General features: G+C 67.8%; 21 protein-coding genes and 1 pseudogene. 12 read left to right on the top strand and 10 right to left on the bottom strand.

The features are described from left to right. Positions 1–277: 277 nt before the first annotated feature. Positions 278–823, top strand: a complete 546-nt coding sequence (hpaC, locus tag WS51_RS01665; RefSeq protein ID WP_059503872.1) for a 4-hydroxyphenylacetate 3-monooxygenase, reductase component — start codon at positions 278–280, stop codon at positions 821–823. A gap of 53 nt (positions 824–876) precedes the next feature. On the opposite strand, the gene WS51_RS01660 is transcribed toward hpaC, so the two are convergent. After that, positions 877–2,127: a YbfB/YjiJ family MFS transporter gene (locus WS51_RS01660; protein ID WP_069228487.1), complete on the bottom strand. Its 1,251-nt coding sequence runs from the start codon at positions 2,125–2,127 to the stop codon at positions 877–879. On the opposite strand from WS51_RS01660, the gene WS51_RS32420 reads away from it, so the two are divergent. From WS51_RS32420 to WS51_RS01655, 3 genes are all read left to right on the top strand, one after another. Continuing rightward, a complete protein-coding gene (locus tag WS51_RS32420; protein ID WP_167357952.1) occupies positions 2,046–2,531 on the top strand; it encodes a hypothetical protein in 486 nt (161 codons plus the stop codon). The two genes, WS51_RS01660 and WS51_RS32420, sit on opposite strands and share 82 nt — an antisense overlap. Positions 2,532–2,636: 105 nt before the next feature. Continuing rightward, positions 2,637–2,759 carry a hypothetical protein gene (locus WS51_RS33025; protein WP_059452075.1) on the top strand — a complete coding sequence of 41 codons (123 nt, stop codon included), beginning with the start codon at positions 2,637–2,639 and terminating at the stop codon, positions 2,757–2,759. 58 nt (positions 2,760–2,817) lie between these two features. After that, a complete protein-coding gene (locus WS51_RS01655) occupies positions 2,818–3,771 on the top strand; it encodes a CgnE/CgnB domain-containing protein (protein WP_059799857.1) in 954 nt (317 codons plus the stop codon). A 7-nt stretch (positions 3,772–3,778) separates the two neighbouring features. Here the strand turns inward: WS51_RS01655 and WS51_RS01650 are convergent, their stop codons facing one another. Continuing rightward, positions 3,779–4,288, bottom strand: a complete 510-nt coding sequence (locus tag WS51_RS01650) for a GNAT family N-acetyltransferase (RefSeq protein ID WP_069229100.1) — start codon at positions 4,286–4,288, stop codon at positions 3,779–3,781. Positions 4,289–4,539: 251 nt separating this feature from the next. Further along, positions 4,540–4,686 carry a hypothetical protein gene (locus WS51_RS31855; protein WP_155773554.1) on the bottom strand — a complete coding sequence of 49 codons (147 nt, stop codon included), beginning with the start codon at positions 4,684–4,686 and terminating at the stop codon, positions 4,540–4,542. A gap of 30 nt (positions 4,687–4,716) precedes the next feature. On the opposite strand from WS51_RS31855, the gene WS51_RS01645 reads away from it, so the two are divergent. Next, positions 4,717–5,049 carry a type II toxin-antitoxin system RelE/ParE family toxin gene (locus WS51_RS01645; protein ID WP_069228486.1) on the top strand — a complete coding sequence of 111 codons (333 nt, stop codon included), beginning with the start codon at positions 4,717–4,719 and terminating at the stop codon, positions 5,047–5,049. Next, the gene (locus tag WS51_RS01640; RefSeq protein WP_059452071.1) at positions 5,046–5,375 is read left to right on the top strand and encodes an addiction module antidote protein; all 330 of its coding nucleotides are present in this window, start codon (positions 5,046–5,048) and stop codon (positions 5,373–5,375) included. The genes WS51_RS01645 and WS51_RS01640 overlap by 4 nt, the downstream gene beginning before the upstream one ends. 15 nt (positions 5,376–5,390) lie before the next feature. On the opposite strand, the gene WS51_RS01635 is transcribed toward WS51_RS01640, so the two are convergent. Next, positions 5,391–7,409, bottom strand: a complete 2,019-nt coding sequence (locus tag WS51_RS01635; protein ID WP_060128116.1) for a VTT domain-containing protein — start codon at positions 7,407–7,409, stop codon at positions 5,391–5,393. A gap of 98 nt (positions 7,410–7,507) precedes the next feature. Then, positions 7,508–7,960 carry a hypothetical protein gene (locus WS51_RS01630; RefSeq protein WP_069228485.1) on the bottom strand — a complete coding sequence of 151 codons (453 nt, stop codon included), beginning with the start codon at positions 7,958–7,960 and terminating at the stop codon, positions 7,508–7,510. A gap of 314 nt (positions 7,961–8,274) precedes the next feature. On the opposite strand from WS51_RS01630, the gene WS51_RS01625 reads away from it, so the two are divergent. Then, on the top strand, positions 8,275–8,922 hold the full coding sequence (locus WS51_RS01625) for a response regulator (protein WP_059452068.1): 648 nt from the start codon (positions 8,275–8,277) through the stop codon (positions 8,920–8,922). Continuing rightward, positions 8,919–10,718, top strand: a complete 1,800-nt coding sequence (locus WS51_RS01620; RefSeq protein ID WP_069228484.1) for a sensor histidine kinase — start codon at positions 8,919–8,921, stop codon at positions 10,716–10,718. The genes WS51_RS01625 and WS51_RS01620 overlap by 4 nt, the downstream gene beginning before the upstream one ends. A gap of 31 nt (positions 10,719–10,749) precedes the next feature. Here WS51_RS01620 and WS51_RS32755 read toward each other — a convergent pair. From WS51_RS32755 to WS51_RS01600, 4 genes and pseudogenes are all read right to left on the bottom strand, one after another. Continuing rightward, positions 10,750–11,049 (bottom strand): annotated as a pseudogene (locus WS51_RS32755) (type II toxin-antitoxin system RelE/ParE family toxin). Beyond that, positions 11,046–11,321 (bottom strand): YlcI/YnfO family protein, encoded by a 276-nt coding sequence (locus tag WS51_RS01610; RefSeq protein ID WP_060023301.1) that lies wholly within the window; start codon positions 11,319–11,321, stop codon positions 11,046–11,048. The pseudogene WS51_RS32755 and the gene WS51_RS01610 overlap by 4 nt, the downstream one beginning before the upstream one ends. 98 nt (positions 11,322–11,419) lie before the next feature. Next, positions 11,420–12,730, bottom strand: a complete 1,311-nt coding sequence (locus tag WS51_RS01605; protein ID WP_059452064.1) for an MFS transporter — start codon at positions 12,728–12,730, stop codon at positions 11,420–11,422. Between the two features lie 111 nt (positions 12,731–12,841). Further along, positions 12,842–13,858 carry an ABC transporter substrate-binding protein gene (locus tag WS51_RS01600; RefSeq protein ID WP_069229099.1) on the bottom strand — a complete coding sequence of 339 codons (1,017 nt, stop codon included), beginning with the start codon at positions 13,856–13,858 and terminating at the stop codon, positions 12,842–12,844. Positions 13,859–14,103: 245 nt separating this feature from the next. Here WS51_RS01600 and WS51_RS01595 point away from each other — a divergent pair, with 245 nt between their 5' ends. Next, entirely contained in the window at positions 14,104–14,769 is a 666-nt protein-coding gene (locus WS51_RS01595) for a response regulator transcription factor (RefSeq protein ID WP_059542907.1), read from the top strand. After that, positions 14,756–16,177 (top strand): sensor histidine kinase, encoded by a 1,422-nt coding sequence (locus WS51_RS01590; protein ID WP_060273640.1) that lies wholly within the window; start codon positions 14,756–14,758, stop codon positions 16,175–16,177. The genes WS51_RS01595 and WS51_RS01590 overlap by 14 nt, the downstream gene beginning before the upstream one ends. 232 nt (positions 16,178–16,409) lie before the next feature. Here the strand turns inward: WS51_RS01590 and WS51_RS01580 are convergent, their stop codons facing one another. After that, a complete protein-coding gene (locus WS51_RS01580; protein ID WP_069228482.1) occupies positions 16,410–16,841 on the bottom strand; it encodes an Lrp/AsnC family transcriptional regulator in 432 nt (143 codons plus the stop codon). Positions 16,842–17,136: 295 nt separating this feature from the next. On the opposite strand from WS51_RS01580, the gene WS51_RS01575 reads away from it, so the two are divergent. Then, positions 17,137–18,216 carry an ornithine cyclodeaminase gene (locus tag WS51_RS01575; RefSeq protein ID WP_059503894.1) on the top strand — a complete coding sequence of 360 codons (1,080 nt, stop codon included), beginning with the start codon at positions 17,137–17,139 and terminating at the stop codon, positions 18,214–18,216. A 58-nt stretch (positions 18,217–18,274) separates the two neighbouring features. Further along, entirely contained in the window at positions 18,275–19,276 is a 1,002-nt protein-coding gene (ctlX, locus tag WS51_RS01570) for a citrulline utilization hydrolase CtlX (protein ID WP_069228481.1), read from the top strand. Positions 19,277–19,359: the final 83 nt, after the last annotated feature.

Here is a 19,359-nt window from a genome sequence, read left to right as displayed (position 1 = left end):
GGCGTCGTTTGTCGGGGATGTGCGGCACATCATAACGAGCCGAAAATGCGCTGAATACCCTTTTGAGTCCCGGACGAGCACGGCAATCGCATTTTTTCGCGCGCCGTGCCGCGCATCTAGGTAGAACCTTTAGACGCGTTGGCGGGAACGCCAGCCGCGCCATCAATCGTGCGAATGGTCGTCGGCTTTTTCGCGACGTACGCTGGGGTCACCGTCGACGTTTCCGTGCGCATCGACCGCGCGTACGGTCGTCGCCTTCATCCATCCAGGAACGCCCATGTCCGCAACGATCGATAACCCGCAACCGGCGCGCGGAGCACCCGCCGACGCGCAAAAGGCCTTCCGCCAGGCAATGGCCCACCTCGGCGCGGCTGTCAACGTGATTACCACCGCAGGGCCGCACGGCCGCTGCGGGATCACCGCGAGCGCTGTCTGTTCCGTCACCGACACGCCGCCGACACTGCTCGTTTGCCTGAACCGGTCCAGCGCGATGCACGCGATCTTCGAGCGCAACCGGCACGTGTGCATCAACGTGCTGCCGGCCGAGCACGAACTGCTCGCGCGTCATTTCGCGGGAATGACGGAACTGCCGATGGAGCGCCGCTTCGAGCTGCCGGTATGGGATCGCGGTGAACGGGACGTGCCCGTGCTGCGCGATGCGCTCGCGAGCCTGCAGGGAACGATCGCCGAGATGAAGGAAGTCGGCTCGCATTCGGTGATGTTCATCGAGGCGACGTCGATCCGTGTGCGAGACGACGGCGACAGCCTCATCTACTTCAGCCGTGCGTTCCATCGCGTATCGCGCACGGCCTGCGTGCGATAACCGTCACGGTGCGTTGCCGCGCGCGGCTCGCGCGAGCGCACGCCCGCGCAGTGCTACGCGGGCGTCCGCAACGCACGCTGTCCCGCCGCGAGCGCCGCGCCGGCGAACAGCGTCAGCGCCGAATAGACGAGCCCGCGCGCGAGCCCCGCGCTGTCGGACACCCAGCCGATCGCGACAGGCCCGGCGATCTGCCCGAACGCGAAGATCGTCGTGAACGCGCTGATGCCCTTCGCCCAGCCTTCCGGCGGCAGGTTGTGACGCACGAACGCGGTCGTCGACGCGACCGCCGACAGGAACGTCGCGCCGAACAGCACGCCCGATGCGAACGCGGCCGCCGGATGCACGAACAGCGCGGGCATCAGCGTCGCCACGCCGAGCAACGCATTGAGCATGGCGAGCGCCTGGCCGCCGCGCATCCGGTCGAGCAGCGCCGACCACAGCCGCGCCGACACGACGGTCGCGACACCGAGCATCACATAGAACGCGGACACGACCGCGCCGCTCATCCCCGCGCCCCGCAGCAGCGCGACGATGAACGTCATGTAGCCGATATAGCCGACGCCGAACAGCCCGTAGCCCGCGAGCGCGAGTGCGAAGCGCGCGGGGCTCGTGCTCGCCACAGGCGCCGCACCGTCGCGCCGCACGGCCGCTGCCGCGTGCGCATGCTCGATGCGACGTGCCGCCGCCACCGCGATCGCCGAGAACAGCACGCACGCGAATGCGAGCGCGAACCATGCCGGTTGCCAGCCGTGCGCCCGGTGCACGAGCGTCGCGGGCACGAGCAGCGACGACGCGACGATGCCCCATCCCGTGCCGCCGTAATAAAGCCCGAGCAGCAGCCCCGCATCGCGCGGCGACGCGGACGCGAGCCGCGCGGCCAGCACGCCGCCGCTGATGAAGATCAGTGCACTGCCGATGCCGGTCGCGAGCCGCTCGACGAGCAGCACGTTCATGCCGGACGTGAGCCCGCATGCGGCCATCAACATCGCGGTCAGCGCGCAGCCGGCGGCGAGCAGCGAGCCGCTGCGCCAGCGGCGCGACAGGAACGGGAAAACGAGTGCGCCGATCAGGTAGCCGGCCGCGTTGGCCGTGTTCAACGCGCCGGCCTGCGCGAAGGTCCAGCCGAGATCGGCCTTCATCGGCGGCAGTAGCAATGCATACGAGAAGCGCGCGAGGCCGAGCGCGATCGCGCTGCCGAGCGACAGGCCGATCGCGAGCCGCCATGCGGCCATCCGGTCGGGTTCGGTGGCGCGTGCATCCGGCCGTGCTCGGCCGGCGTGCTCCGGTTGCGGCGCTGCGCGCATCGCGTGTCTCCATCGTGGTTCGAATCGTGCCGCCGGGACGGCGGTGCGCGCACGGCTGCGGCCCGCACGCGAAGTCGTCAGATGGTGCCAGAAAATCGTCGCCGCCGCCGAAGCCGGCCCGTCGACGGCTGGCCGACCGTCCGCATGGACGCTGGCCGCTCGCCGCGCGCTGCGCAACGTTCGTGAATAGTGAAAATCGAAATGATCGACGCGATTGCACGCGCAATTCAAATAAATCACCGAATCAATTCATCATTAATGGCCTCGATATTCAAAAAATAACCGATGCTCTTCTCGCCCCGATTTATTCGCCTTCATTGCGCGATCCGCGGCGAACCCGCTTGTTTAGCACACCGCAGCTAAAAACGAATCAACGCATTGCATTCGCGAAATCGTCAGACTAATATCGACGCCACTCGTCCGGCATTCACGAAATTCCTGACGAGTGGCGGTCATTCCTTTACCGCGCTTCATGTTGAATCGCTCATGTTCACCACAGGAGAATTGACATGCAGGAAACCACGCAGATCGAATTGCTTGACTGGATGCAGGAAGACACGCACCCCGAGGCCGTCGACATGATGGTCGAGGACGCCGTGGTGCCGTTCGGCACCGCGCTCTGGCCGGTCTGAGCGGCCAGCCCGTTCCCGCGGAGGGGCTACGGCCCCTCCGCCGCTTCCGGAGACACGCATGCTGAACCTGCACCGCGCGCTCGGCCATCACCCGGCGCTGCGCGACAAGCTCGCTCGCGGCGAAACGGGCAAACTGCTGGTCGGCTACGACACCCGCAATCGCGACGTCGCGTTGCGCGCGTTTTCCGCCTTGCCCGACTCGTTCGACGCGACGACCCTCTGCCTCGAAACCACCCCGCCCGACGACATCGCCGCCGCCCTTGCGCGCGCGGATCTGTTCGTACTGCTGTACGACTCGTCGTGCCTGCCGACACCGTCGCCGAGCGGCCCGCCGTTCCTGGCCGCGATCCGCCCCGCGATCGTCGAGCACTGGAGCAAGTCGGTGCTGTTCAAGGATTACGGCCCGCATCTCGACGAAGCGTTCGCCGAATCGCTCGACGACATCGCCGCGCGCAACGGCCGGCTGATCGAAGCGGCCGCGCGCGCATCGCGGATCCACTTCATCGACGAAGCCGGCAACACGCTCACCGGCTCGCTTTCACCGGACCAGAAATGGACAAGCGTGGACGGGATGGGCAATCTCGACGTGGTGCCAGGCGAGATCGCGACGCACGTCACCGACCTGCGCGGCTCGATCGTGTTCAGCGGCACGTTCCTCGGCACCGTGCCGTTCGCGATCAAGTACCGCGTGACGGAGCGGCTCGCGACGCTGCACGTCGAAGACAGCCAGATCGTCGATTTCGACAGCGACGACGCGGGCTTCCGGCGCGACTTCGCGTCGTACCTCGACCGGCATGACAATCACCGGCGCATCGAGGAGTTCGGCATCGGCACCAACCTTGGCATCCGCGCGCTGTACGGCCGCAACGCCGGGTTCGAGGAGCGCCATCCGGGCCTGCATCTCGGCCTCGGCGGCGGCGCGAACGGCAGCCACCACCTCGACCTGATCTTCGCGCGCGGCACGCTCGCGTTCGACGAGCGGATCGTGTTCGACGGCGCGTTCGCCGTCTGACTTTCGATCAGCCCTCGGCGGCCGCGGTGTCGCCGAGCCACTTGTACATCACGAAGCAGTCGACGAAGCCGAGCCGCGCGTGGCGATACGCGCGCGGCAAGCGGCCGACGATCTCGAAGCCGAGCTTCTGCCACAGCGCGACGGCCACCTCGTTCGTCGCGACCACCGAATTGAACTGCATCGCGAGAAAACCGCGTTCGCGCGCGACCTGCTGCGAGTGCTCGCACATCATTCGCGCGACGCCCTTGCCGCGCGCAGCCTCGCCGACCATATACCCGCAGTTGCAGACGTGATTGCCGGGCCCGGCCGCGTTGGCCTTCAGATAGTACGAGCCGAGCAGCACGCCATCCTCCTCGGCGACCCACGTGCAGAGCGGCGCGTCGAGCCACAGCGCGCGAGCGGCCTCCTGCGTCGCCGCCGGATCGAATGCGTAGGTTTCCCGCGCGGTGACGATCGCGTGGTACGTGGGCCAGAAGCGGGGGAAGTCGTCTTCGGTCATCGGGCGAAGCGTGATCATGCAGGTCCTTTCGAGTCGAGGGATCGAAGCGGCATCGCGACGGTAGCGCAGCGAGCCGTGCGTATCGCGCGATGGTGCCAGAAACGCGCGGACCATGTCGCTCCATTCAAGGGCTGCCGACAAGATTGCCGCGCTCGCCCGGGCATGCGCGGGCGGCGATCACGCGCTGCACGCCAGCGAGATCGGCCGTTCGGTCGAATCGCCATCGCTCGTGCCGAATGAAAGAATGATCTTCGTTCGGAAAGCCGGCCTCAATGCCCGATATACCGCGCCTCACAGGCACCGGACACATTCTCGTGCCGCGCCTTCACGTCGCGCTTCGGCTCGATCCGGTAGTCGGCCAGCGAACGTCTCGCTTCATCAACCGCACCCGGCAGATCAGCCAACCACGTCGACATCTCTATCCACCATGTAACTTATAAGCTACAATGCTCTCCAGGTTCGAACTCCTTCGCTATCAGCGCGACGACGGTCGCGAGCCTTTCACCGAATGGCTGAACGCCGTGCGCGACAAGGTCGTCCAGGCGCGGATACGCGAGCGCCTGCGTCGCGTACAGACCGGAAATTTCGGCGATTGCGAGCCCGTCGGCGAAGGTGTGATGGAACTGCGCATCCATGTCGGTGCCGGCCATTGCGTGTACTTCGGCCGGTACGGTAACGCGATCGTGCTGCTGTTGTCCGGTGGCGACAAGCACGGCCAACCCGATGACATCAGGAATGCGAAGGAATACTGGTCGACCTGGAAACGGAGGCAAGCATGAACAAGGTCAAAGGCGCGGTATCGCACCACGACGCGGAAGTCGCCGAACTCGGCGCCGACCGCGAGCTCGCGGTGGCCTATCTGCGCGTCGCGATGGAATCGCTCGACGATCCCGACAACCGCGCGGCCGCGCTGCTCGCGTTGCGCACCGTCGCGGAAGCCTACGGCGGGCTCGGCGCGGTCGCGGCCGAAGCCGGCATCAGCCGCGAATCGCTGTATCGCACGCTATCGCCCAACGGCAACCCGACACTGAAAACCCTGCTCGCAGTACTCAAGACGGTCGGGCTGCGCCTGTCAGTCGTCCCCGCGCAAGCGGCGCACGCCTGACACGCTACACACGCTTCAAGGCTGCACCATCCACACGAGGAGCACCGCGGCCGGTGCCGCGCGCATCCCCGCCGGCGGCCGCGCGACCGTCGGCTCGACCCGTAGCGCCTGCGCAATCGTCGCCGCATCGTCGACGGTCGTCGTGCGCACGATCGTCATCAGCCGCGCGGGCCGATGCAGCGTCTCGCGATACAGCGCGCCGTACCACAGCGGCCGCATGCCGAGCGCATCCTGCAGCACGTACGGATAACGCCACAGCCGCAGTACGAGGCGGCTGTCCGGATGGGCCGGATCGACACGCACGAATACCCGGCGCGGACTCTCGCCCTGCGTGTAGCGCGGCAGCACCGGCAGCGCATCGGCCGGCGCCTGCGGCAGCAACCAGCGCAGTGCCGTGGCGGGCGACCACGGCGTCGCGCGCTGCCAGCCGGCCAGCGCAAGATGGCGATCGAGCGTGTCCGACGTCGCGCACCATTGCAGCGGCAGATATTCCTCGCGATCGCCACCGATCTCGGTGCGCCGCGTCGGCACGCGCTGCCACCCGCCACGCATCCACTGATCGACGGACATCGCGACGACGTCGCCCACGTGCGGACGCGCCGCGCGATCGAGCTGCCATTGCGCGGGCACGGTCCAGACGCCGGCCGTCGCGAGCACGACGAGCACCGCGACCAGCGCGCCGCGCGGCTGCACATGCTCGCGCACGCGCCAGTACGAATAGGTCCCCGCCAGCATCGCGAACCACGCAAGCCCGAGGCTCCAGCCGCCGAGCAGGCCCGACAACCACGTTTCGCCGACATACAGCCGCGCGAAACCGCCGAGCACGATCCACAGCACGACCGCCGTCACGACCGGGATGCGCCAGAGCGCGGGCCGGTCGCGCGTCAGCACCCAGCCGATGCCGCTGCTTGCGAGCATCGCGAACGCCGCATCGGCGTCGGGCAGCGGCACGTGCAGCGCGCCGGGCGGCAGGCTCGCAGGCATCGTGCCGGGCGGGCCGGCGCCGAACACCGGCACGAGCACGACCGCGATGCCGACCGTCGCCAGCCACCATGCGGACGTCAGCCAGCAGCGATGGATCATCAGCCAGACGAGAAACGCAGCCGCGACGATCAGCCCGGTATCGTGCCCGTGCAGCACCGCGAGCGCGCGCATCGCGGCATCCACCGGCGGCGTGTGCAGGCGCTGCAGGACCGCGTACAGCGCAACGTCGGCATGCATCAGCGGATCGTTGGCGACGACGTCCTGCACGATGCCGGCAAACAGCCACACGCAACCGACGAACAGCAGCGCGAACACGGGCACCGCGCCCGGCAGGCGGCGCACACGCACGAGCGTGTCGTGCAGCCGCGCGCCGAGTCGCGGCCAGCGGCGCAAGCACGCGTACATGGCCGCGACGAGCACGCGGCGCAGCAGCGGCCAGCCGCGCCGCAACGCGACGCGCACGCCGATCCACACGAGCGCGACCAGCGCCGCGACAACCAGCAGGATCGCGGCGACCCGCACGCTGATCGCGGCAGCCAGCGCCGCCGACGCGCCAAACAGGATGCCCGGCGCGACGTGCACCGGCGCCCAGACCAGCGCCGACACGATATTGACGGGGTAGAACGATCGGCGCGGCAGCGTCGCGCACCCGACCACCACCGGCACGACCGCGCGCACCGGCGCCAGGAAGCGCGCGAGCACGATGCTCTTGATGCCGTGGCGCAGCACGAACTGCTCGCCGCGCGCATAGGCATCCGCATAGCCCAGCCGAACCCAGCCGTTTCGGATCGCGCCACGGTAGCGGCGTCCGAGCTCGTAGCTGATTCCGTCGCCGACGACCGCGCCGGCGGCCGCGACGCCGATCGCCGTCCAGGCGTCGAGCGCGCCTGCGCCGATCAGCGTGCCGGCCGCGAACATCACGGCACCGGCCGGTACGACCGTGCCGATCAGCGCGATCGCCTCCGCGCAGGCGGTGGCGAACACGATCGCCAGCACCAGCGCCGGGTGCGCGCCGATCGCGCCGAGCCATGCGTGGATCGTGTCGCTCATTGCGGGCCGCGCGGCGTGGCGGCGCGACCGGTCTGCACCGGGCCGGCGATGGCGTGGGGAAGGTTCATCGGAATGCGTGCTCGCGTCGGCCGGTGGCGTCAGTCGAACTCGTGCTGTCGCGCGTCGGCCTCGAGCGGCGCGTCGTGGTAGCCGACGGTCGCGATCTCGTGCAGATAGCGCGCGAGAAACGCGCCGATCGACCCGGCCTCCTCGTACTGATGCACATGGCGGAATTCATGCGTGAGCAGGCGGCGCGTATCGTGGCCGCGCAGCACGAACACCGCATGGCCCAGCGTGAGGCCGATGGTCCCCGGCGACAGCAGCCCGGTGTCCCGCGCGATCGCGCCCAGCGCCGGCGTGTCGGGGAACGGCAGCCGGTCGTCGACCACGACGCGGATCCGCTCCGGTTGCGCGACGCCGACGACACGTGCGTCGTCCGCCTGCGCGGGTGTCAGCGGCGCGCCCGTGGCGAGCCCGTAGGCCGCCTGCGCGTCGGCCCATGCGACGGCGTCGGGCAACGCGGACGACAGGATGCGGGCAAGATCGATCATCGTGGCGGCTCCTCGGGTCTCGACGGGGCAATCGGGCACCAGTTACCAGTTTATCCCTGAATCACGAAGGTCCGCGACGCACTCCGTCCGCCCGACCGTGACGATTCCTCGGGAATACCCTCCCCGTCCGCCTCTACCGCCCGTGCCATTTCGCGACGATTATTTCGCTTCAGCACACATTCGACACCCGGATGTCTCAAAAATGTCCTTGAGGCGCACCATTTCCCGTTGTGGCGGCATATATTGATCAGAAGAACCGCCGCGGCGACAACCGGCAGAGCGGCCCGCGGCGTCATCCCGAAGAGGACCGCTAGATGATCAGGGTAATTCTGGCTGACGATCACGCAGTCATGCGAGACGGACTGCGCTACATCCTGGAAACGGCCGGCGGTTTCGAAATCGTCGGCGAGGCGAGCGACGGCGCGACCACGCTCGCGCTGGCCGAGCAGCGTGCGGCCGACGTGTTGCTGCTCGACCTGTCGATGCCCGCGCCGACCGGTATCGAATTGATCCGGCTGGTCAGGACGCGGGCACCATCCCTGCGCATGCTGGTGCTGACGATGCATGCGGAAACGCAATACGCGGCGCGCACGTTCAAGGCCGGCGCGACCGGCTACCTGACCAAGGACAGCGCGACCGCCGAACTCGTCGAGGCGGTCACCAAGGTGGCGGCCGGGGGCGTGTACGTGAGCGCGTCGGCGGCCGAAAGCCTCGCGCGCACGATGCGCGCGCCGTCGGAAATGCTGCCGCACGAGCGGTTGTCCGAGCGCGAGCTCGACGTGATGCGCCGCATCGTCGCGGGCCAGACGGTCACGCGGATCGCGGCCGACCTCACGCTGAGCGCGAAGACGGTCAGCACCTACAAGACGCGCATCCTCGAGAAGATGGAGCTGCCGCACGAAGCCGCGCTGGTGCGCTACGCGATGCGCCACGACCTCGACTTCGGCGTCGACGACGCATGATGCCCGCGTTCCGCTTCCGCGCGGCCACGGCCGATCACGACGACGACGTGTCGGATCCGTCGCGCCTGTTCATGTCGTCGCTGCCGCCCGAGCGGCGCGAGCGGCGGCTCGCGATCGCGACGGTCGTCGTGTCGGCCGTGATCTTCATCGCCCTCGCGCCGTTCGCGGGCATGCCGCTTGCCCGCGTGTGGGGCTTCATTCCCGTGTACCAGTCGGCGATCGTCGTCAACGACATGGTCACGGCCGGCCTCCTGCTCGGCCAGTACGCGATCCTGCGCGAGAAATCGCTGCTCGCGCTCGCCAGCGGCTACCTGTTCACGGGCTTCATGGCCGGCACGCACATGCTGACCTTTCCCGGGCTGTTCACGCCGACGGGCCTGCTCGGCGCGGGCGAACAGACGACCGCGTGGCTCTATCTGTTCTGGCACGGCGGCTTTCCGCTGGCGGTCGCCGCATACGCGCTGTTGCGCGCGGCGCCGCGCGCGCAACAGCCGTCGCTCGAGCAGCGCCGTGCCGCGATTCCGCTGCTGCTCTGCATCGTCCTGACGGCCGGCGCCACCGTCGCGCTCGCGGTGCTCGCGACCGTCGGCCACGACCTGCTGCCGCGCATCATGCAGGGCAACCGGATGGCCTCGGCGATGACGAATGCGATCGCGGTCGTCTGGGCGCTCAACCTTGCCGCGCTCGTGCTGATGTGGCGGCAGCGGCGCCGCCATTCCGTGCTGGACCTGTGGGTGATGATCGTGCTCGTCGCGTGGCTGTTCGACATCGCGCTGTCGTCGATGCTCAACCATGGACGCTTCGACCTGGGCTTCTACGCGGGTCGGACCTACGGCCTCGTCGCGTCGGCCGTCGTGCTGTTCGCGCTGCTGTTCGAAAACGGCCGACTGCATGCGCAGACGGTGCGCGCGCTGGCCGGCGCGCGCTATCAGCACCTGCTCGTCGTGCAAAAGAGCGCGCAGCTCAACGAGGCGAACGAGCGGCTCGAGCAGCGCGTCGCGGCCCGTACCGCGCAGTTGAGCGCGTCGAACCGCGACCTGCGGCGCGAGGTCGAGGAGCGCGTGCGCGCAGAGCGGGCGCTGCAGGCGTCGCGCGAGGAACTGCGCGAGATCGCGGCGATCAGCGCGAGCGCACGCGAGGCGGAACAGCGCCGCATCGCGCGCGAACTGCACGACGAACTCGCGCAAACGCTCGCGACGCTGAAGAACGATCTCGAATGGCTGCTCGACCGCGTGCCGCAGGACGATGCGCCGCTGGCGCGCAAGATCGCGGCGATGCATGGGCTTGCGCGCGGCGCGGTCACGGCCACACGACGCATCGCGTCGGACCTGCGACCGCTGATGCTCGACGATCTCGGTTTCGCGGCGGCGATGCAATGGCTCGTGGAGGATTTCCGGCACCGTCACGGCATGGCGTGCACGCTGCATGTCGAGCCGGGCGAATTGCAGCTCGACGAACCTTATGCGACGGCCGTGTTCCGCATTGCGCAGGAGGCGCTCGCGAACGTCGCGCGGCACGCGGCCGCGTCGAGCGCGACGGTGGCGCTCGTTTATCGTGACGAGACGATCGCGCTGACGATTCGAGACAACGGCGCGGGATTCGATCCCGGCGCACCGCGCAAGTCGGGATCGTTCGGGCTGGTCGGTTTGCGTGAGCGTGCGTATCTCGTCGGCGGCACGTTGCGGATCGATACGACGCTCGGCGAAGGGACGACGGTGGAGGTCGATATTCCGGTGGCGGCTGCGCATGTGGCGATTGCGCATGACACACGAGGAGTGTCGCGGACCCAGGGGTGAGGGCGCAGCGTCGGGAACCGGCTGAGCGGGATCAGTGGTAGTCCTCTTCTCGCTGATGCCGAACGGTTAGGGTTGTGACTTGATCTACGCTTTCGATCTCGAACAACAACACATAGCCTGACGCGCCGAACGAGACGATCAGTTCGCGCAAAAACGGATTGTTCTCATCGATCTTGCGGCACGAAAACGAAAACAATCACAGCATGGCGACGCCTCGTCCGATCGCTTCCGGCGCTCTCGCTGCCGCTTCCACGTCACGTTCGAACAAGTATCGATACAAGCGCATCAAGTCTTCACGCGCCGCGCGCGTATATCTGACCTGATAGCTCAATCGGCCGCCTTCTTCGAACGAGCCGCTTCCAGCATGCTTTCCAGTTCACGCTGAACATCCGCGGCATCGACGTATTCGCCCGTGCGGCTCGCCTCGTCGCGCGACGCCAAACCTCGTGCGACAAATTCGCGCTGCAAGCGTCGCCGTACTATGCCATCGCGCAGCGCTGATTCCATGAACGCTGACAGCGTCTCGTTTTCCGCCAGTACCGATTCTGCGTCTTCCCGTAACTGCGGATCAACTCGCAGCGCAGGCATCGTGGCCGTTTTCATCGCATTCTCCATGCATTACATATGCAATGCATACTCGCACATCCCTCCGATCAACGACAGTTGCCCATTCGGGCTGGCCACGGCCGTAGCGCCATCGCTCACGCCTGCGCGGCCACCATCCCCCGCTCCGAGCGCGTCCACGCAACCAGCGCGCCGATCCCGAGCAGCGCGAGGCACACGATCGGCACGATCATCGGCCCGAACGCAGTGCCCGTCACCTTGCCCGCGAACGGCATCAGGTTCTGGCTGAAGAAGCCGCCGAGGTTGCCGATCGAATTGATCGCCGCAACGCTCGCCGCCGCACGCGCGCCGGTGAAGTAGCGCGGCGGCATCGACCAGAAGCACGGATACAGCAGCGGAATGCACGCGCCGCCGAGCACGAGCGCGATGAAGCGCAGCGGCGTCGACGGCAGCACGAGGCTCAGCAGGAAGCCGAGCGCGCCGAGAGCGGCGACGATCGCGATCGTGCGCAGGATGCTCTTCGCGCGACGCAATTTCGACGGCAGCCACAGCAGCAGCAGCACCGCGAGCGCCCACGGCAGCATGCTCAGCAGGCCGTTCGTGCTGCTCGACACGCCGAACGATTTGACGAGCGTCGGCAGCCAGTACGTGACGCCGTACAACGACGTCGACATCAGCATGTAGGTTGCAGCGAACAGCATCACGCGCGGATCGAGCAGCGCCTTCCACGGCTGCGCATGTTCGGCCTGCGCCGGCTTCTCGCGCTCGAGCGCGGCCGCGACGATCTGCTTCTCGCGTTCGTCGAGGAACGGCGCGTCGCGGAACGACGCCGGCAGCACGCGGAACACGACGATCGCGACGACCACGGCCGGGATGCCCGTCGCCACGAACACCCACTGCCAACCCGCGAGCCCCCACACGCCGTTCAGGCTCAGCAGCACGCCGCCGACCAGCGAGCCGAGCATGTTCGCGAGCGCGCTGCCGAGCGTGAAGATGCCGAGCACCTTCGCGCGGTAGCTCTGCGGAAACCACAGCGTCAGGTAATAGATCACGCCCGGATAGAAGCCGGCCTCCGCGATCCCGAGCAGGAAGCGCAGCGAACAGAATGCGGGCATCGATGTCGTGAAGCCCATCAGCACGGTGATGAGGCCCCACGTCAGCATGATCCGCGCGAGCCATACACGTGCGCCGTAGCGATGCAGCGCGAGCGTGCTCGGCACCTCGAACAGCAGGTAGCCGATGAAGAACAACGACGACGCGAGACCGAACGCGGCCTCGGTCATGCCGAGGCTGTGCACCATCTGCAGTTTCGCGAAGCCGACGTTCTGCCGGTCGATGAACGCGATCAGGAACATCACGACGAGAATGGGCAGCAGGCGCCGCGCCATTTTCGACATGATGCGCCGCTCTTCGGCGGACGCGGGGTCCAGGGTTTCGGTGGTGTTCACTGCGGGCTCCTCCGTGAATCGGTTGCTTGTCGGTTGAATCGGCGCCGCGCGATGCACGCGCGGGCGCGGGGTTGTTCGATGAAATCGCGGTCCGGCAACGGACGGCGGCACTCAGCCGGTTCGGTAATCGTCGAGCATCGGCGCGAACATCTCGTGCCACGCGCGCGGCTTCGCCTTGATCGTGCCGGCGAGATACAGGAATTCGACGTAGTCCATCAGCTGGTTCGGCCGCACCGAAAAACGCGTGTCCGGCGCGGCGAGCATCCGCATCACGTCGTCGTGCGACACGCCGACACCCGACGAGGCCGCATACAGCGCGGCCGCCGCGCGCGGATCCTGCGCGATCAGACGATTCGCTTCGTCGAGTGCGCCGAGAAACGCCGCGGCCAGCGCGGGCTCCGTATCGACGAGCCGCTTCGGCGCGAACACGACATCGAGCGTCAGCGGGCCGAGCACGTCGACCGAATTCACGACGCGATGAATGCCCGGCTGGCGCAACTCGAGCGTCGAGAACGGCGGTGACGTGAAGTGCGCGGTGACGCCGTTCTCGCGGCGAATCAGCGCCTGCATCGCCTGCGGATGCGGCAGGTTCACGGTGATCGAATCGAGCTGCGCGAAGTGCGTCGCGCCGAGTTGCCGGCTCGCGACCATCTGCAGCACGACCGCCGACAGCGACGTGCGGATGCCCGGCACGGCGATCCGGTCGGCCGGCGTGAAGTCGCGCAGCGACGCGAGGCCAGGCCGATTCGCATTGAGCGACAGCGACGTCGTGGACAATCCGCTGATGCCGATCACCTCGACGTTCGGGATCCCGCGCGCCCGCGCCCACAGCTCGATGAAGCCCGGCGCGCCGGCGCCCGCGAAATCGAGCGTGCCGGCCATCATCGCGTCGTTGACGGAATTGCCGCCGTCGAGCAGCACCCAGTCGACCGCGACCTCGCGCAGGCCATGCCGCACCGCGTGCCGCTCGAACAGCCGCTGTTTCTCCATCACGAGCAGCGGCAGGTACAACACGCCATAGCCTTTCGAGATCCGCACCGTGCGCGGCTTCGCGCGCACCAGCGTCGGTGCGGCGAGCATGCCGAGGCCGGCTGCAAGCAACGCGCGGCGACGCGGCGACGCGATCATGCGCATGCCCGCGTGCCGGGCGCGGCGAGCACCGCGAACGAGAAGGCGGCCGCCCGCGTCAGGCTTCGCCGTGGAATCGGCCGCGCCTTCGTCGTGCCCGTGACATGCTGCATGTTGCCGTCTCCTCTGGTATTAATGCCGTCATCGCTCGTTCCGGCTGAACACAGGTTATCGAGCGAGTCTGAGAAAATGCTGACATCCCGCCCCCGGGGAAACCCCTAACTCATCTACCTGCAAACGGCACCATGCGCATTCTCGTCGTGGAGGACGATGCCGAAATCGGCGCGGCGATCCACAGCCGCCTCGCGCGGCTCGGCCATGCCGTCGATCTCGAAACCGACGGCTCGATCGCGAACGGCTTGCTGCGCGTCGAGCGCTTCGACCTCGTCGTGCTCGATGCGAACCTGCCCGGCCTCGACGGCTTCTCCGTGCTGCGCAACCTGCGCGCATCGGGCAGCACGACGCCGGTGCTGCTCGTGACCGCGCGCTCCGCGATCGACGACCGCGTGAGCGGCCTCGGCCTCGGCGCCGACGACTATCTCGTGAAGCCGTTCGACTACCGCGAACTCGATGCGCGCGTGCAGGCGCTGCTGCGCCGCAACAGCGGCCACGCGAACGACGTGCTGACGCTCGGCGGCCTCGTGATCGACCGCAGCAGCCGTCTCGCCGAACTCGACGGCCAACCGCTGTCGCTGTCGCGGCAGGAGTTCGCACTGCTCGAGATTCTCGCGAGCCGCCCACAGCGGATCTTCTCCAAGGACGAACTGCTGAACCAGCTGTTCAGCTTCGGCAACGAGCCGACCGCGAACGCGGTCGAGCAATACGTGACGCGCGTGCGCAAGAAACTGCATGGCAGCACGGTCGAGATTCGCACCGCGCGCGGGATGGGGTATCAGATTGCCGCGCATTGACTGGTTCCCGAAGACGCTGTTCGGGCGCACGCTGCTTTTCATCGCGCTCGTCGTCGCGACCGGCGCGCTCGCGCTTGCCGCGATCGCGCGCTACTACGCGGGGGTCGCGGCCGAGCGCGCGTACGACCAGTTGCTCGCCGGCGCATCGATCCAGGTCGCGGAAAACCTGTACGTGCAGGGCGGCGTGCTGGCGCTGAACCCGCCCGTCGCCGCGCTGTCGACGCTGTCGCGCTACGACCTCGTCTACTACAAGGTCGTCGATTCGCGCGGTGTCGTCGTGGCCGGCTACAACGATCTCGCGAGCCCCGCGACGCTCGCCGCCGCGAAACAAGGGCCGGCGTTCGCGAACGCCGTCTACCAGGGTCACCGGATCCGCACCGCCACCATCGCGCGCTACATGCCCGAGGAGAGCACGCCGGGGTGGGCGCTCGTCACCGTTGCGCAGACAACCAATGCGCGGCAGCAGCTGACGAACGACATGAGCATCAAGGTGTGGACGCTGATCCTGCTGATGAGCGTGCTCGCGATCGGGGCGAGCGGCCTGGCGATCCGGCGCGGGCTGCGCCCGCTCGCGCAGATCGGCACGATCATCGCCGCGCGCGATCCGGCCGATCTGCGGCCGGTGGCCGTCGACACGCCAAGCGAGATCGACGCGATCATCGGATCGATCAACGGACTGATGCGCCGCCTCGCCGAGCGGATCAACGCGATGCAGCGCTTCATCGCCGACGCCGCGCACCAGATGCGCACGCCGCTCGCGCGCCTCGACGCGCAGATCGAATTGCTCGACGGTGAAGCCGATCCCGCGCGTCATGCGGCGCGGCTCGACGCGCTGCGCGCGACCTGCTCGGACGTCGGCCGCCTCACCGGGCAGTTGCTCAATCATGCGATGGTGATTCATCGCACCGAGGTCGTGCCGCTGCAACCCGTCGACCTCGTCGCACTCGCGAAGGACGTGCTCGGCCGCTCGATTCCGCTCGCAGGCGCGCGCGACGTGGCCGTCGCGTTCGCGAGCGACGCGCCGCATGCGTGGATCGACGGCGATGCGATCAGTCTGCAGGAGGCGTTGTCGAACGTGCTGCACAACGCGTTGCTGCATGGGCATGCGGACGACATCGTCGTGTCGGTCGCCAGCGCGGGCAACGTGGATCGTGCGGTGACGCTGACCGTCACCGACAACGGGCAGGGAATTCCACGCGAGCATTGGGACGCCGCGCTGCAGCCGTTCGTGCGGATTGCGCCGGACGGCAGCGAGCGCCGCACGGGATCGGGGCTCGGGCTCGCGATCGTGCAGGAAGTGATGAAGGCGCACGGCGGACGCGTCGGGTTCGCGTTTCCCGATGCGGGCGGGTTCGCGGTGGTGCTGACGTTCCCGCAGGCGGCGACGAGGCGCGCGGGCGAAGCTTAGGCAGCCGTACGATCTTATGCACGCGCCATCGAGCGCCGCATGACGACAGACGCGCGGCCGTCGCTGTCGCTGTCGCCGTCGTCATCGGCAATGCGCTGCGCGCGTCGCCGCAGCAACCGCTCCGGCTCGTCAAACCGGCAGTCGCGCAACGGCCGCCACAACGCGCCGACGCCGGCGCGTTTCCCGACATCCACGGCATCGCTCCTTCGGCAAAACCGATGCAACGAAATGGCTAGGTCTTGTGCGTCGACAACAGGATGCTCGTTTCCGTATTCGCGATCCCGTCGATCAGGCGGATCGCGCCGAGCACGCGATCGAAATGCTCGAGCGAATCGGCATGCAGCTCGGCGACCAGGTCCCAGCGCCCGTTGGTGCTGTGGATCGACGCGACGTTCGGATGCCCGCGCAGCACCTTCACCACTTCCGCGCCGCGATTGCCCTGCACGGCGATCGACATCAGCGCGCGGATCCGGTGTCGTTCGGCCGCCGGCTTGAGCCGCACCGTGTAGCCGACGATCACGCCGTTCTTCTCCAGCCGCGTCAGCCGGTTCTGCACGGTCGCGCGCGCGACGCGCAATTCCTTCGCGAGGGTGACGACGGGCATCCGCGCGTTGTCGCGCAGCAGCGCGATGAGCTGCCGGTCGACGTCGTCGAGCGTAATCATGAACGGACCTTCCTGTTGAGCGTGAGACGACCGACAGCGTGTCGGACCGCGCGCATTTCGACCAGCGCGGTTTGTACAAACTGCCGGATACGACCAGCAATTTGCCAAGTCTATCGATAAATCTGCCACTTTTGCCGTCTTTTTGTTGGCTCGACTCACCGAAATAATGACTCCATCGACCGGCCGCACACGCCGCGCCGCCGCTTTGGATGGAGCCGGGGCCCGGGCCGTCGCGCCCGCCCCGGTCGACCAGCATGCCTGGACACCCGTACCGGCACAAATTGGAGACTGACCGATGACCCGCTTCCTCGACGTTCCCGCGACCGCCCGACTGATCGCCAGCACTGGCGTCACGCCGTTCCTGCGTGAGCTCGTCGACACGCTGCGCGCCGACTACCTGCGCTGGGCCGATTTCGACAAATCGCCGCGCGTCGCCTGCCACTCGCGCGACGGCGTGATCGAGCTGATGCCCGTGGCGAACGCATCGTTGTTCGCGTTCAAGTACGTGAACGGCCATCCCGTCAACGCCGCGCGCGGCATGCACACGGTGATGGCGTTCGGCGCGCTTGCCGAAGTCGACACCGGGTACCCGCTGCTGCTCGCCGAACTCACGCTGACCACCGCGCTGCGCACGGCCGCGACGTCGGTGCTCGCCGCGCAGGCGCTCGCCCGCCGCGACTCGCGCACGATGGCGCTGATCGGCAACGGCGCGCAGAGCGAATTCCAGGCCATCGCGTTCCACACGCTGCTCGGCATCGACGAAATCCGCGTGTTCGACGTCGACCGCCACGCGACCGACAAGCTCGTGAAGAACCTCGCCGCGTACCCGGAATTGCGCGTCGTGCGCGCCGCGTCGACGGCCGACGCCGTGCGCGGCGCCGACATCGTGACGACCGTCACCGCCGACAAGGCATACGCGACGATCGTCACGGCCGACATGATCGAGCCCGGCATGCACCTGAACGCGGTCGGCGGCGATTGCCCGGGGAAGACCGAGCTCGAAGCGGGCGTGCTGACCGCAGGCCGCGTGTTCGTCGAATTCGAGCCGCAGTCGCGTATCGAGGGCGAAATCCAGCAGATGCCGGCCGACTTCCCCGTGACCGAATTGTGGCGCGTGCTGCAAGGCGAGACGACCGGCCGCGAACGCGCGGACGAAGTCACCGTGTTCGACTCGGTCGGCTTCGCACTCGAGGACTACTCGGCGCTGCGCTACCTGTATGCGCTCGCGCAGCAACACAACGCGGGCGTCGAGATCGCACTGATTCCGCCGGCCGTCGATCCGAAGAACCTGTTCGCGCTGATCGACGATCCGGCCGCGGTCGCGCAAGGGCACGCAGCCTTCGTGACCGAAGCCGTCGCCGCGTTCGCGCGCTGATTGTCATCCCGGGCGGCGTGCACGCCGCCGTGCTCCCCGCCTCTCGCCGTTACCGCTCATGAATCTCGTATCGATCCAGGCGCCGGCCGCCGTCGTGATGATCCGGCCGCACCGCTTCCTGCCGAATCCGCAGACCGCCGCCGACAACGCGTTCCAGCGCACGGCCGCCGCCGGGGCAAACGACACCGCGTCGGTGTCGGCCGCCGCGCGCGACGAAGTCACGGCCGCGGCGCACACGCTCACGGACGCAGGCGTGCGCGTACATGTGTTCGACGACCACGGCGAGCGCGACACGCCCGACTCCGTGTTCCCGAACAACTGGTTCTCGACGCATGCAGGCGGGCACATCGCACTGTTTCCGATGTATAGCCCGAACCGCCGCCGCGAGCGGCGCGCGGACATCGTCGAGATGCTGAAAGCGGAATACCGCGTACAGGACGTGATCGACTACTCGGGGCTCGAATACGACGACGTGTTCCTGGAAGGCACCGGCGCGATGGTGCTCGACCACGTCGCGCGGATCGCATACACCGCGCGTTCGCGCCGCGCCGATCCGGTCGCGCTCGAGCGTTTCTGCACGAACTTCAACTTCGAGCCGATCTGCTTCGACACGGCCGACGCGAACGGCAAGCCGATCTATCACACGAACGTGATGATGAGCGTCGCAACCGACTTCGCGATGGTGGGCGTCGACCTGATCGCCGATCGGCGGCGCCGTGACGAAATCGTCCAACGACTGACCGAAACGGGCCGCGCGGTGATCGCGCTCGATCACGCGCAGATCGCGAATTTCGCGGGCAATACGCTGGAACTGTCGGGCACGAACGGCCGCGTGCTCGCGCTGTCGCGGCGCGCGTTCGACTCTCTCACCGGCGACCAGCGCGCGACGATCGAACGCAGCGCGCGGCTGCTGCCGCTCGACGTGCCGACGATCGAACTGGCCGGCGGCTCGGTACGCTGCATGCTCGCGGGAATTCATCTCGCGCGGCGGACGACCAAGCGGGATGCGCCCGCCGTGGAACCGTCCGCGTTGTCGCGCGAGACGTCGCCGCAAATCTGACCACCCGGCTTACAAAGCACAGAGCGGTTGCCGATGCGATGCAACGACAACCGTTCCTTATTTGAAGGCGATTGAACCGGCGA

It is taken from the genome of Burkholderia territorii (genome assembly GCF_001718335.1).
Classification (GTDB): Bacteria; Pseudomonadota; Gammaproteobacteria; order Burkholderiales; family Burkholderiaceae; genus Burkholderia; species Burkholderia territorii.
The sequence above is the reverse complement of the archived record's forward strand: the minus strand, read 5'-3'. Positions and strand labels throughout refer to the sequence as shown.